Source organism: Pedobacter sp. NJ-S-72, from assembly GCF_053890575.1.
Genome location: NZ_CM132681.1, coordinates 2,386,219 through 2,399,457, shown reverse-complemented (window position 1 = coordinate 2,399,457; position 13,239 = coordinate 2,386,219). Strand labels below are relative to the sequence as shown.

Genomic DNA, 13,239 nt, shown 5'->3' with positions numbered 1-13,239 from the left:
TGGGATGAAGTTATTAAGAACATTGACTGAAGCACTGAAGACAATGCCTGACGACGTGCATTCTGTTATTGGTAAACTTAATGGGGGAGACTTAAAGATTGTGCAGGAAATAGAAGGTTTGCCACTGATTAAAAAACTGGTGAACCGTTTGATGAACCGGTTGGTTCTTGCTATTCTGATGGCCGGGTTATTTGTTAGTTCAGCCATATTGGTACTGGCGGATAAACCACCTAAATTTAATGGAATACCCGCTCTCGCGTTATTCGGTTTCCTGATCAGTATTGTTTTTGGGATTTCGCTACTAATTTCCTGGATGTCAAAGGATAAGTAAAATATTATTTTCTCAGTACATCATGAATATCCTCATCAAGTTTTTTGAAATTATCGATCTGACTTGCTATCGCAATCTCAAGAGGGATTTATTTGCCAATAATCTTTTTTCTATGATTCAGCCCCCATTCTAAAAGTGCATCAAGAACATTTTTTCCAATGTGCGGCCATAGTCAGTGAGTTCATATTCAACTCCTATGGGCTGCGTATTTAAAACGGTTCTGGTGATGAGCTGGTTGATTTCCAGATCTTTTAATTCACGACTTAACATTTTACCTGAAATCCCATTTATTTCACGCAAAAGATCAGTGAACCTCATTTTATTTATAAAAAGTGCACCCATAATAGTAATCTTCCAGCGACCATTTAAGATATCCACAGCATCATGTATAGCAAGTATTCTACCACTGCACTTTTCTGTTATTGTTAAGGTGTTTTGATCCATAATATGTTAGTTAGTATACTTTTTGTCACTGTTACTTTTGGTAACCATATGACAAAAATATATAAACTATATCTACTTTTGACTCATTAAAAAAAACTTTTTTAAAATGGTCTTACTAGAAGCATTAAATTGGCGATATGCCACAAAAAAAATGAACGGACAAGTTGTTCCGCAAGACAAACTTGATTATATCTTAGAAGCATCTCGGCTTGCCCCATCCTCATCAGGATTACAACCTTATCGCGTTTTTGTAATTTCTAATAAAGAATTACTGGAAAAAATAAAGCCTATTGCTTATAATCAGAGTCAGATTACTGATGCCTCACATTTATTAGTCTTTGCAGCCTGGGATGGTTATAGCTTAGAAAAGATAGAAGATATATTTGGTAAAATTATTACTGAAAGAGGATTGCCTGCAGATGCAATGGATGATTATAAAAAGATACTTTGGGGTTTGTACGAGCCTCTTGGGCAGGAGTGGCATGCCAACCATGCTGCGAGACAAGCTTATATTTCATTTGGCCTGGCGATTGGTGCAGCGGCAGAGCAAAGAGTTGATGCTACTCCAATAGAAGGGTTTTTACCACCCGCTTTGGATGAATTGTTGGGCTTAAAGGAACTGGGATTGAAAAGTGCAGTGATCCTTGCATTAGGTTACAGGGACGAAGCCAATGACTGGCTGGTGAATATGAAGAAGGTTAGAACTCCAAAAGAAATTTTATAACAGAAATCATTTAGTTTACTAAGGATGCGAAATTAATGTTTGGTATCCTCAGTAACTGAATTGTAAATGATATTTTGGACACAGCTAGTGTCCAAAATTATTATAACTTAATCTTCGCTGAAGTGAAAATATAATTTAAATGATCTTTTTAACTCCTGGAACCATTAAGATGAGTGACCCCAGTGAAAAACTACCTAGTACTGCTATTGGTGCTACAACCAGCAGCTTTATTGCAGGATCAATCATCCAGTTTCTTACCGTTAGCGATAAGCCGACAACTACTAACGGATGAAAAATATATACTGCAAAGCTCGAGCGTGATAATTTACAGAGTAGGGGTGATGTGGTATTCCAACTTCTTTTTCCTTTAATAAGTAGTGCGGTAAGAATAGAAAGCCCTATCCACTGCTCCCAGATTGCGTATAATAATGACTGCCAGTGAAGTCCCCCCGAGTACCATCCAACTGGCATATTGAGTTTTTTATGAATCAGAAAAAACATTGGGAAAAATAATAGGCATAACCAGGCAGATAAGGTCAGGCGCTTCCTTGTTTGTTCGGTTAATCCTTCAAACCAATTATTGCTTGCAGCCAGCAATCCAATACTGAATAATACAATATATTGTGGGAAATGACCTAATTGAAATCCCAGTGGTTTAAGGACCCAGCCAACTGGGAATATGATTCTGACTACAAAACTAATAATGCCCAATATAATAGCGAATAACAATACAGTCCATGCACCAGGCGCTGGCAAAGTTTTTTTGAAATTGATTCTAAAAAGGCTTTTTACTAAGACGTAGATGAGGCTAAATAATAGTAACGCAGCCACAAACCAAAGCACGCCAAAATCTATCCAGTTGTCATAACCACTCAGGAATTGCAGATAGGTAATGCGCTTACCGTTCTTAAAATAATAAACCGGATAACAGATCAGAGGAGAAAGTATAAATGAATAAAACAGCAATGGGATACCTAATCTGAGCAGACGATCTTTGAGAAATTTGCCAGTACCTTTTCTGGAATAAGAGGAACTGGTAAAATAAGCTGCCAGCAAAAAGAAAAAGCCCATGAAAAAGGACTGATTTATGCTAACAAACATCGTCATAGGTATAAGGGCGCCTATATGCGTAGTTTTTTCTGTGTAATACCAACCACCCGGAGAGCCATAGGTAATAAATGTATGGTGAAGCACGACCAGTATTGTTAATATAACTTTGATGTTGTCAATGTATATTAGTTTGCTGGCCCGGTCTGAAGCGGTAAGTAAAGTTGATGTTGCAGAAGACATGATTGATTGGGGGTTCGTTTACTCATTTTAGCCGGATATCGGTTAATAGGTCAAACGTATGGCAAGAAAAACAGTGGCAAAAATATTTGTTACCAATAACTAGCATTTGTGGTGGGTAACAAGACTAAGAGTTATGACGCAGTCTGAGCTGTTCGTAATAGCTATTAAAACTATCCAGGTACTTTCTGGAAACAGGAACCCTTGCCTTGGTATCATTAAAATATAATAAGTAACCCTGAGAGTTCCCTGTAATTTTTTCGATTTTTAACATATTGACTAAATAGGCCCTGTGACATCTGAAGATATAAGGATAAGCTGAAATTTGTGTTTCAAACTGGGTGAGAGAAATTCTCTTTAGTTCTGCACTTAACTGACTACAACCAGAATTATTTAATTCAATATAGTTGCCATCAGCTTTTACAAACAGCAAATTGTCAATATCCAGGTTAAAATTATCTTGCTTCACTTGTGTATGAATAAAAGGTATTGATCCAATAGTTGTTTTTATTGTTTCATCATTTACCCGAACAAATTGGATTATAGATGACGAACCTTTTCCTGATTGAAAATAAAAGCTTGTCCACCTGATGAAAAAATATAAAGAATATACCTGCAACAAAGCAGTTGCTGATTTCTACTTGTAAATAATGGAATGACCAGTTATATGGGTTAATGTAGATTAAATTACGTACTAAAAAGCTGACGATACCAGTTATAAAGAAGGTAACTCCTGTATGTGTATATTCTTCCAGTAAGGACCATCTTTTCAGCTGATCATTTTTTTCTCTTAAATAATTTAGTATTCTAAAATAAATATAAATAATTAGTGCGGGAGACAATGCATGAAGACCGCAGATGAAAAAAAAAAAATTGATCTTTAACTCCGGTTCATATACGCCAAAAGGTTTGAATAATAAAAGAAACGCAAGAACTGTTACTAAGATAATACCGGCACTTTTGAATAAATTCTCAGATTTGTATATTTCTGGGTATTCAATCTCTTTTAGCAGATATTCTCTATTGATATAAAATCTCATAGTTAAAGAGTGTTTCTTCGATATTAAAATTACAAAAAATCCTTTCTAAATCCTGAAGCTATATTTTGATCTTTATACTTATTTTTCAAATTAAGGTATTTCATGCCTAATGAATTAAGGAACATTTTTTGAAGTTGGAAGTCCTGTTGTTTATTCTTGTACAACATATGATCATGGGAATTTACCTTTACACGTGGGGAGAGATGCTTATGGTCTGTTAGAACCCAAAGAGTTGAATCCTTATATTGGTTACAAAAAGAAATTACTTAACAAGGCTGGTATGCTTTTTTGACTTGATCCCATTGTTGATTATAATATCAAAATTCTTTAAACAAAAAAAGGCAACGTCTGGAGCAACGTCGCCTTTAATTAAGAGATAAATCTCCTGTACACCCAATAGGATTCGAACCTATGACCTACGGTTTAGAAAACCGTTGCTCTATCCAGCTGAGCTATGGATGCATTTCCCCTTGTTAGGGACGACAAAGGTAGGATTAAACTACTTTAAACGCAAATCTATTTTCAAATAATTCTAAAATTGTATGGATTTTAACAGATCAATCCTTTGCTGAGGATGAGATTCTGCATAAGAAAGAATCATATTTAAAATATAATCATTTGATGTATAAGGAACTATGCAAGACTTTAAGCTTTCCATATCATTGATGCGAGTAAAAAGAAATATAGCCCATGCCATGAAATTTACCTTCTTCGACCCATAAACAGCTCTTTTCTCCCTCATTTCTGCCCGAATCTATCAATGCAAAGGAGGGAAGAGCCGATTTTAAATGCGCAATTGCCTCGCTAACCCGGTTATTATAATCAGCAGGATCTTCTAAACCCAGACATGCGCCATTACAATTTCCTTTTTCATGGGCAGTACAGGAAGCTCTGTTTTTTTGAATAAAACACAGTTTCTCACATAACGTGTGTTCGGTAATCATCCCTCTCAACATACTTTGTCCGGATAACAAACTATTGAAAGTATATAAAGCGTTACTGCTCCTTTTATACTTATCAATACCTAAACGGATGTATCCATTCTGATCCTCAAAACTGTACAGCGCATATTTTTGTTCAAAACGCTTTAAAGCCTTGTTCTTCTCCGGCCAGTGTTTCTGTATTTCCGAAGCTTCAAGAATAAGTGCCATCAGCTCAGTGCCACAAACAGTGAAATCTATCTCATAAATCTCTTTAAGAAAGTCCTGTCTTTGCTCATTAATCTTGTTTCCTGAAAAATGAGAACATACCCTTTTCCTGATATTAACAGCCTTACCAATGTAAATGATTTTTCCTTTTTGATCTTTGAAATAATACACACCCGGGTTAGGTGGTAAAGCATCAATACTATCTTTTGATAGATTTGGGGGTAAAACCTGTTCTTTAGAAGTTTTAAGTAAAGAAAGCGGGATAGCCCCTGCAACATCTTTTTCCAGCAGCAGCTTGAGCAATAATGCAGTCGCTGCGGCATCACCACCAGCACGGTGACGATCATTTAATGGGATGCGTAACGCTGAGCAGAGTTTGCCCAGACTATAGGAGGTAAGACCAGGAATGATTTTTCTGCTCATTCTGACTGTACATAGTTTTTTTGACTCCAGTGTAAATCCTGACTGAGCCAGCTGGTGCCTTACAAATGAAAAATCGAAATTTACATTATGTGCTACAAAGATCTTATCATTTAATAATTCGTAAATTTTAGGGGCTACTTCTTCAAATAGCGGGGCATTGCGAACCATTTCATCACTGATGCCGGTTAGCGTTTGTATATAGATGGGGATGTCCTGTTGTGGGTTAATTAAAGTCTCAAAACTATCAATGACTTTTGAACCGTCATGGATAAGAATAGAAATTTCTGTAATTCCATTACCAGCAGCAAAACCACCTGTAGTTTCAATATCGACTACTGCATATTTTACCATCAATTATGTTGTGGTTGTCTCTATTTGTATAGGATTACTCAATATTTTGTGAATAGGGCATTTATCAGCAATCTGCATCAACCTGCTTAATTCTGCCTCCGATAAATCCCCGCCAAACTCAATTTTACGGGTAATCCTGGTCGTTGTTGTCATTTCTTCTTCATTAGCTATCGCTAAATGAATTTTAATGCTATCCAGGGCCATGTTTTTCCTGTCGGCATACATTCGGATAGTAATCGCAGCAGTACAGCTCCCTAAACTGGCTAAAAGCAGTGCACCAGGATTCATCCCTTCATCTGTTCCGCCAACATCTGCTGGTTCATCCGCATAAATGAAATGTCCGCCTGCATAAACTTTAGTCAGGTAATGAGAGCGGTCTAGTTCAGTAATTGCGGTGATTTGTTTCTTATCCATAAGGTTGCTTTATTTGTTAAATTTAAAATTATAAAAATTCATTCATGGAACAATCAGAAATACACGAACGATTGCTTTTTTTACAATCTTTTACAGGAAAACAACTATCGGGTTCACCATCCAACTACATGAACTGGTTAAAACCAACAGTCGTAAATGCAGAAAAAGGAGCACTGACGTTCAGTTATGTGATCAGGAATGAAATGACAAATCCCTATGGAATATTGCACGGAGGTGTAACTGCCGGAATTATAGATGACCTGATTGGCGCCACAGTTTATTCATTAGGACTGAACGATGCATTCACTACAGTAAATAACTCTCTATAGACTATTTTTCTCCTGCCAAAGAAGGGGACTTGATTGTAGCTAAAACTTCAATTATCAAGCGGGGCAGAAAAATTATCAATTTGCAGTGTGAAGTATTTCTGCCTAAAAAAGACAGGCTAATAGCCCGGGGATATTCTAATATGTTGAATGTGAGTTAGAACTTAACAGAAAAATGTTGTCAGCTTAAAATTAGTTAAACATTTGATAACCATATTTGTTATCATTGACCAACTAACCAGATATGACTATGCTAAGTAATTATCATAATTTCCAGTTTGATGTACAGGGTAAACCTGTAAACGGTTTTTGTATGAGAATTCAGGATGATTTTCATGAGACCTATGCAGTAATAGTGGAGGGTTATCACTCATTTTGTATTTGGCTTGACAAGCCTTCTTCTACCTGGCGTTCCTCTAAATATACGAATGTAGAACCAGGGATTTTGGAAAAAATCATCAGCCATTTAAATGTTCACAAGCTAGCTTAATCCATATATACCAAAAAATGCCCCTTTTGATAAATCAGAAGGGGCATTTTTTATGATAAATTATAGTGATGAATTGCTGTAAATCCAAAGACTAATGGAAAAACAGATAAGCCACAAATACTGCGGCAATTATTCCAGCTAAATCTGCCAGAAGCCCGTATGGAATAGCATAACGCGTACGTTTAATCCCTACAGAACCAAAATATAGCGCTACAATATAAAAAGTCGTATCAGCAGAACCATTAAAGACACAAGATAAACGGCCTACAAATGAATCAGGGCCGAAAGTTTTCATCGTATCTACCATCATGGCTTTTGCACCACTGCCGCTTAACGGTTTTATCAGCGCCGTTGGCAGGGCAGGAGTAAAGTCAGTATTGATCCCCAGATGTACAAAACACCAGGTAAAGCCATCAACGATATAACCCAGTACGCCAGAATTTCTTAATACACCAATGGCGACCAGCATCCCTACTAAATAGGGAATGATCGTAATACAAGTTGTAAAACCATTTTTAGTCCTTCAATAAAAGCATCATATACATTTACCTTTTTACGTACGGCCCCTAAAATAAAAGCAATGATAATAGAGAAAAGGATAAAGTTAGAAGCTACCCTGGAAACTACTTCTATCTGTTCCTTACTCAGGAAGTTCGTGAAATAATAGATCATCCCCACTAAAAACAGCGTAATTCCGCCTAACCAGGAAATAACCACTGTATTAAACAGGTTAATCTTTTGCTTAATAGCAACGGCGATCAAGCCAACAACAGTAGCTACGTAAGTAGCAATCATACAAGGGATAAATATATCTGCAGGATCTGCTGCTCCCAGAATCGCTCTTTGCGCCATAATGCTTAAAGGAATAAGCGTAAGCCCGGAAGTATGCAATACTAAAAACATGATCTGTGCATTGCTGGCAGTATCTTTATCAGGATTGATTTCCTGTAAACTTTGCATGGCCTTTAAACCAAAAGGAGTAGCTGCATTATCCAGTCCAAGTAAATTGGCAGAGAAATTCATGACCATATGGCCAGTAGCAGGATGGTTTTTAGGTACTTCAGGAAAGATACGGCTAAAAAATGGCCCGATAATACGGGATAGGAAATTGATAGCACCAGCCTTTTCTCCAATATTCATAATGCCCAGCCATAAGGTCATAATACCTACCAGTGGTAATGCAATATCCATTACACCTACTTTAGCAGATTCAAATGTACCATCTACAATCAGTTTGAATATTTCAGTATCACCAAAAAAGATTAGCCTGATCAGTGCAACAACGAATGCGATAAGAAAAAACGCAATCCATAAATAATTTAATGCCATATTTTAGTTTGAAGCTATGAAAGTAAAAAAAAGGATCTGCATTCATCAGAATACAGATCCTTTTTTTATGATCAGAAAGAATTATGTTTGAGTTAAGGCTTCTCGTCTGTCAGCTCAAAACCCCATGTTTTACCTTTTTCTGTAGCAGGTACTCCGCCAGTCATCCATACTGGTGCTTTTGCACCTTTTCAGATAATAATCAAAAAACTGTTGCTCACGGATCTGGATATCTTTTTTATTCTGACGTTGAACCAGGTTATGGGCTTCATTATTATAATTTAATAACCATGCTGGTTTACCCAGTCTTTTCAAAGCAGTAAACATTTCAACTCCCTGGTACCATGGCACTGCTCCATCAGCGTCGTTAGACATGATTACTATTGGTGTTGTCACTTTAGGTAAAGAGAAAAGTGGTGAATTTTCAATGTATAACTCTGGTTTTTCCCATAAAGTCGCACCAATTCTGCTTTGTTGTTTTTCATACTGGAATTGTCTGTTCATTCCCGATTCCCAGCGGATACCTCCATAAGCAGAAGTCATGTTAACTACAGGTGCGCCAGCCCATGCTGCTGCATACATATTTGTAGCCGTGATCAGGTGTGCAACCTGGTAACCGCCCCAGCTCTGACCCTGAATACCGATTTTTGTACCATCAACCCAACTGTTCTTTTTCAATGATTCTACTCCTGAAATTGATATATATTCTTCAGCAGATTTTCCAGGATGTCCTGTTTCATAACTAATATCCGGTGCAAATACCAAATAGCCATTACTTACAAAGAATGAAATATTCAATCTGGATGGAGTAGGGGCAGGAGCCTGGTAATTGTAAAGTACGTCAGTCAGTTTTTCATAAAAATAAGCTATCATCGGATACTTTTTGGCAGGATCAAAATTCTCCGGTTTGTATAAAATACCTTCTGCTTTGTATCCTTTTGGTGTAGTCCATTTAACTAATTCTGCTGTACCCCAGTTGTAATTCTGCTGCTGCTGATTGGTATTACTCAGTTTTATTTCTGTTTTTAAATCAGTAGAGACATACACATTAGGTGAAGCTGTATAGTTTGCTTTATCATAAATAAAACGTTCAGCTCCTTTTGCTTTAACCAGTGATGAGTATTTGAATTTGGCCATCACTGCTAATTCAGGATTTTTATTCTCTGCTGCTTTTGTCTTATAAAACCCTTTTTCTTAGTCAGGTTGTTATAAGCACTCAGCCACATATCATCTTTTTTATTGATAAATTGTGTAGCCGAATCTAATCTCTCATAACGGAAAGTAATACTGTTCTGTCTGCCAAATCCATTCGTCATGTTTTTAGGGGCAGTTTTACCATCTGGTGTGAAGTTCCAGATGTCGTATTTGTCATAGATTAAAACCTGTTTATCTTCTTCAGTCCATCCTGCAAAACCATAAACTTTAGGATCATCAGGCAGGTCATTATCTTCATCAGCGAATTTTGGCATTGCACTGGTATTTAGCGCAGTGATCTTTCCGGTAGCTACTGCATACGTAGACCAGGTTGCTGTTTTATTATTATAGAACAGCACGTAATTCCCGCCTGGAGAAACTGATGCCTGACCATCCAGAGCAGTTATGATTTTCTTTTTATTACCTGTTTTTGTGTCAACAAGGTAATAATCACTGATTTTAGAACCCGTCCATTGTGCTTGTGCACGATTTCCGAAGTCTGTAGAAGCCAATACGAAATTAGCATCGCCTTCTTTAACTATGCTCGCTTCAGAGATTTTAATGTCAGTTAAAGGAACTATTTTAGGATCGCTGCTAAAAATGTCAATCACTGATAAATAACTCCTCTTACTTTCTTTATCTGCATTTTTCAACTGAATAGGTTGTAAATAATCGTCCTTATATCCCCATATGTCCAGTTTAGCATGTTCAAAATCAACCAATGTAGTATCTTTTTCTTTTTTCACCGGGGCGATACCAAAAAACAACTTATTTCCATCTTTACTAAAGGTCAGTTTTCCATCTCCGCTAACTGCCCATTTAGCTGGCATACCGTCAATTTCATAGTCAACTAATGCCTGCGCGGTATCAAGGGTTAATGAATTGAAGTAGATACTGTAATCTTTGATTTCTTTCTTCTCGGGAGATGTTTCTCCTAAAAAGGCTACCTGCTCACCAGTTTCATTAAAAATGAAACCTTTAAAATTGCCTTTAGCGCTAACAAGTGTTTTAATTGTTCCTTTTTCAGTATTCAATAAAAATACACCTGGTTTTGCGGTTTTATCTGTTTTAGAACCTAAACAATCAAAAACTAATTGTTTCCCGTTTTTACTGAATTCATAATCAGTAACATATTTAAAAGTCCTTTCTGCACCAGTCAGTAAATTTCTTACTACAAGGTCTGATCCGATTTTTTTAGCATCCTTCTTTTTGTCATCTTTCGCAAAGAAATCATTTGCTCCGTCTTCTTTCTCTTCGGCAGCAGATTTGGCTTTTTTGGTTGTATCTAAAAGTGGTTCTTTCTGATAAGCCAGGTAGTTTCCTGCATTTTCAGGTATTTTGAATGATTTGATTCGTGGTACTTTAACAACTGCAGCAGAAGTAAGATTAACAAAGCCCAAAGAGTCTTTAGTCATCTCTTCAGCTTTCTTCTTCTTAATTTTCTCCTGACGTGTAATCGTAAATAAAGGTTTGATCAGAAAAGCGGCGAATTTTTGTCGGGGCTGAATTTAGGTTTTTCACCTCTCGGTATATTAATTTTAGCAAGACCGGTTAAGCTGTTGAGATACAAATTTGCATCACCTTCCTGTTGAAGTATGGAATAAGCTGCCCATTGTCCATTGTCTGACAACTGTTTAATACCGATGCTTTCCCATGAATCATAAACCGAATGATTAAGCGGCTTTTTCTGGGCGAAGGTAGCGGTCGCAAAGCATAAAAAAGTAAGAGTAAGGGTTTTCATCATAATTGGTGTGTGAATTTAAATCAGCCTTAAAAATTGTAATTTTTCACCAATATATGCCATTTGTATATTAAATTTTACAAAATTCATAAACAATCATCATTTGCTAAAAGGTATTAAAAGACAAAAGGCAGCCTTTCGATAAGAAAGGCTGCCTTTTACAAGTCTCAAATGAATGTTTATTTATTCTTTTTTTCCTGTGTTTTTTCTTGTTGTTGCTGACGCATATAATCGTCTAAACGAGTCTGGAACTTAGATTTTTTCTTTTGCTCTTCAGGTTTCTTTTTGTTTTCCTTAAGGATATTGTGAATTTTCTCGTCGTTTACCATTGATTTAATCAGGAACTGCTGACCGAAGGTTAACATATTCGCAAGGAAATAATAGTAGTTCAAACCAGCAGGGTAGCTGTTCAGTACACCTAAGAATACAACCGGCATAATATAACCGATATATTTCATTTGTCCGGTAGCACCTGATACCTGGTTATTGAAATAAGTATAAATCAGTGTAGAGATAGTCATCAACACACACATTAAACTTAAGTGATCACCAATAAATGGAATTGTAAATCCAAATTTAATGAAGTCATCATAAGTTGAAAGGTCATGCATCCATAAGAAACTTTGTCCTCTTAATTCGAATAAATTCGGGAAGAAGAAGAAGAAAGCCATTACGATAGGCAACTGCAGTAACATCGGTAAACAACCTCCCAGTGGATTTACCCCGACCTGTTTGTAGAGTTTAAGATATTCCTGTTGTAATAAAGTAGCATTATCTTCACCTACTTTGGCTTTGATCTCGTCCATTTCTGGTTTCAATATTCTCATCTTAGCCATAGAGATGTAAGACTTGTAAGTCAATGGTGACAATACAACTTTTAAGGCGATAGTTAAGACTAAGATGATCAGTCCGTAATTCCATCCAAAACCTTCAAGGAAGTTAAATACTGGCAATACAACAAACCTGTTGATGTATTTCAGAGGCCAGTAGCCCATTTCTACCAGTTTTTCAATTTCCTGACCCTGAGCTTTTAAAACTTTGAACTGATTAGTTCCGAAATAGAACTTCATCTTGTAGTTTTGAGCATCAAGCTGGTTGAAAGGAAGGTTTACTTTTGCAGTATAACCCTTTACCTGACCTGGCGTAGTCAATATTTTTACACCAAGATTAACTTTAGCAAAAGGATCTGCAGGAATCAGCACAGCTGAGAAAAAGTGTTGCTTGAAAGCAATCCACTCAATTTTAGCTTTAGATAAATTTCTCATTCTCATCTTTAGCAATGCTCAGGTGATCTGGATTTTTTTCTAAATACTTGTAATAAGGTGCAGAATACTGCTGCTCGTTTTTCAACGATTTTTCCTGTTGAAGTAATACAGTTTCCCAATCCAGTGAGATACTATCTCTCTGAATTACCTGGTTCATCCCTTTTAAGTTGATATTGAAACCAACATTATGAGATTTAGGCTGCAAATCATAAACAAACTCAATGTATTTATCCGCGCTGTAATTAGCACGCATGACCATTGAACTGTCTGTTTTTGTTGCTGTAAAATAAAGATCATTAGTCTTTACCAGTTTACCGCCAACGTTTAAGGTTAAACCGAATATATTTTCGTCACCATCAAACAATACTACCGGTTTATCAAGGTAAGTTTTTTCACCTTTAACTTCTACAGCCTTAATTTTACCACCTTTATTAGTGAAAGTTAATTTTAAAGCTTCATTTTCTAATACACTTGTAGTAGCAGTACCAGAAATACTTGTGCCGAAAGGACCTTTCAGCGCTGCTGAGTCTAGTTGTGGAGCCGCTGCATTTTCAGCAAGAGCAGCCGGAGCGTGTTTAACGCCAGCTTTACTAGCGGAATCAAGAGAAATCCGCTCCCGTTCTTTCTTCATTTCAGCCTCACTAGGCTTGAAGAAATAGAAAGAACCCGCCAAAACGATCATGATCAGGAACAATCCTGTGAATGTATTTTTATCCATTATTGTTATTTAAACGC

At 36.7% G+C, this 13,239-nt stretch carries 17 protein-coding genes and 1 tRNA gene; 5 read left to right on the top strand and 13 right to left on the bottom strand.

What is annotated here, in order from left to right; all coding sequences use genetic code 11:
* Nucleotides 1–4 precede the first annotated feature (4 nt).
* Nucleotides 5–331: a hypothetical protein gene (locus tag ACWYN3_RS16040; RefSeq protein ID WP_456222031.1), complete on the top strand. Its 327-nt coding sequence runs from the start codon at nt 5–7 to the stop codon at nt 329–331.
* A gap of 129 nt (nt 332–460) precedes the next feature.
* Here the strand turns inward: ACWYN3_RS16040 and ACWYN3_RS16035 are convergent, their stop codons facing one another.
* Nucleotides 461–775: a winged helix-turn-helix transcriptional regulator gene (locus ACWYN3_RS16035; RefSeq protein ID WP_456222030.1), complete on the bottom strand. Its 315-nt coding sequence runs from the start codon at nt 773–775 to the stop codon at nt 461–463.
* Between the two features lie 106 nt (nt 776–881).
* Here ACWYN3_RS16035 and ACWYN3_RS16030 point away from each other — a divergent pair, with 106 nt between their 5' ends.
* Nucleotides 882–1,499: a nitroreductase family protein gene (locus tag ACWYN3_RS16030; protein WP_456222029.1), complete on the top strand. Its 618-nt coding sequence runs from the start codon at nt 882–884 to the stop codon at nt 1,497–1,499.
* A 135-nt stretch (nt 1,500–1,634) separates the two neighbouring features.
* On the opposite strand, the gene ACWYN3_RS16025 is transcribed toward ACWYN3_RS16030, so the two are convergent.
* From ACWYN3_RS16025 to ACWYN3_RS16005, 5 genes are all read right to left on the bottom strand, one after another.
* Complete coding sequence (locus ACWYN3_RS16025) at nt 1,635–2,789, bottom strand: acyltransferase family protein (RefSeq protein WP_456222028.1); 1,155 nt, start codon at nt 2,787–2,789, stop codon at nt 1,635–1,637.
* A 124-nt stretch (nt 2,790–2,913) separates the two neighbouring features.
* A complete protein-coding gene (locus ACWYN3_RS16020) occupies nt 2,914–3,255 on the bottom strand; it encodes a LytTR family DNA-binding domain-containing protein (protein ID WP_456222027.1) in 342 nt (113 codons plus the stop codon).
* Nucleotides 3,256–4,214: 959 nt separating this feature from the next.
* Nucleotides 4,215–4,288, bottom strand: a tRNA-Arg gene (locus ACWYN3_RS16015).
* A gap of 197 nt (nt 4,289–4,485) precedes the next feature.
* Entirely contained in the window at nt 4,486–5,748 is a 1,263-nt protein-coding gene (locus ACWYN3_RS16010; protein WP_456222026.1) for an exonuclease domain-containing protein, read from the bottom strand.
* 3 nt (nt 5,749–5,751) lie between these two features.
* Nucleotides 5,752–6,162, bottom strand: a complete 411-nt coding sequence (locus ACWYN3_RS16005; protein WP_456222025.1) for an OsmC family protein — start codon at nt 6,160–6,162, stop codon at nt 5,752–5,754.
* A gap of 44 nt (nt 6,163–6,206) precedes the next feature.
* Between ACWYN3_RS16005 and ACWYN3_RS16000 the strand changes: the two genes are divergently transcribed.
* The 3 genes from ACWYN3_RS16000 (at nt 6,207) to ACWYN3_RS15990 (ending at nt 6,978) form a co-directional block, all read left to right on the top strand.
* On the top strand, nt 6,207–6,491 hold the full coding sequence (locus ACWYN3_RS16000; RefSeq protein ID WP_456222024.1) for a PaaI family thioesterase: 285 nt from the start codon (nt 6,207–6,209) through the stop codon (nt 6,489–6,491).
* 29 nt (nt 6,492–6,520) lie between these two features.
* Nucleotides 6,521–6,649, top strand: coding sequence for a hypothetical protein (locus ACWYN3_RS15995; protein ID WP_456222023.1), 129 nt, complete (start codon nt 6,521–6,523; stop codon nt 6,647–6,649).
* An 89-nt stretch (nt 6,650–6,738) separates the two neighbouring features.
* Entirely contained in the window at nt 6,739–6,978 is a 240-nt protein-coding gene (locus ACWYN3_RS15990) for a hypothetical protein (protein WP_456222022.1), read from the top strand.
* 91 nt (nt 6,979–7,069) lie between these two features.
* Here ACWYN3_RS15990 and ACWYN3_RS15985 read toward each other — a convergent pair whose 3' ends face one another.
* The 7 genes from ACWYN3_RS15985 to ACWYN3_RS15955 form a co-directional block, all read right to left on the bottom strand.
* Nucleotides 7,070–7,447 (bottom strand): spore maturation protein, encoded by a 378-nt coding sequence (locus tag ACWYN3_RS15985; RefSeq protein WP_456222021.1) that lies wholly within the window; start codon nt 7,445–7,447, stop codon nt 7,070–7,072.
* 5 nt (nt 7,448–7,452) lie between these two features.
* Nucleotides 7,453–8,307: a nucleoside recognition domain-containing protein gene (locus ACWYN3_RS15980; protein ID WP_456222020.1), complete on the bottom strand. Its 855-nt coding sequence runs from the start codon at nt 8,305–8,307 to the stop codon at nt 7,453–7,455.
* A gap of 129 nt (nt 8,308–8,436) precedes the next feature.
* Nucleotides 8,437–9,441 carry an alpha/beta hydrolase family protein gene (locus ACWYN3_RS15975; protein ID WP_456222019.1) on the bottom strand — a complete coding sequence of 335 codons (1,005 nt, stop codon included), beginning with the start codon at nt 9,439–9,441 and terminating at the stop codon, nt 8,437–8,439.
* 5 nt (nt 9,442–9,446) lie between these two features.
* Nucleotides 9,447–10,913, bottom strand: a complete 1,467-nt coding sequence (locus ACWYN3_RS15970) for a hypothetical protein (RefSeq protein WP_456222018.1) — start codon at nt 10,911–10,913, stop codon at nt 9,447–9,449.
* 59 nt (nt 10,914–10,972) lie between these two features.
* The gene (locus ACWYN3_RS15965; protein WP_456222017.1) at nt 10,973–11,242 is read right to left on the bottom strand and encodes a hypothetical protein; all 270 of its coding nucleotides are present in this window, start codon (nt 11,240–11,242) and stop codon (nt 10,973–10,975) included.
* A gap of 176 nt (nt 11,243–11,418) precedes the next feature.
* Entirely contained in the window at nt 11,419–12,504 is a 1,086-nt protein-coding gene (yidC, locus tag ACWYN3_RS15960; protein ID WP_456222016.1) for a membrane protein insertase YidC, read from the bottom strand.
* Complete coding sequence (locus ACWYN3_RS15955) at nt 12,488–13,222, bottom strand: hypothetical protein (RefSeq protein ID WP_456222015.1); 735 nt, start codon at nt 13,220–13,222, stop codon at nt 12,488–12,490. Before ACWYN3_RS15955 ends, yidC begins: the two co-directional genes overlap by 17 nt.
* Nucleotides 13,223–13,239: the final 17 nt, after the last annotated feature.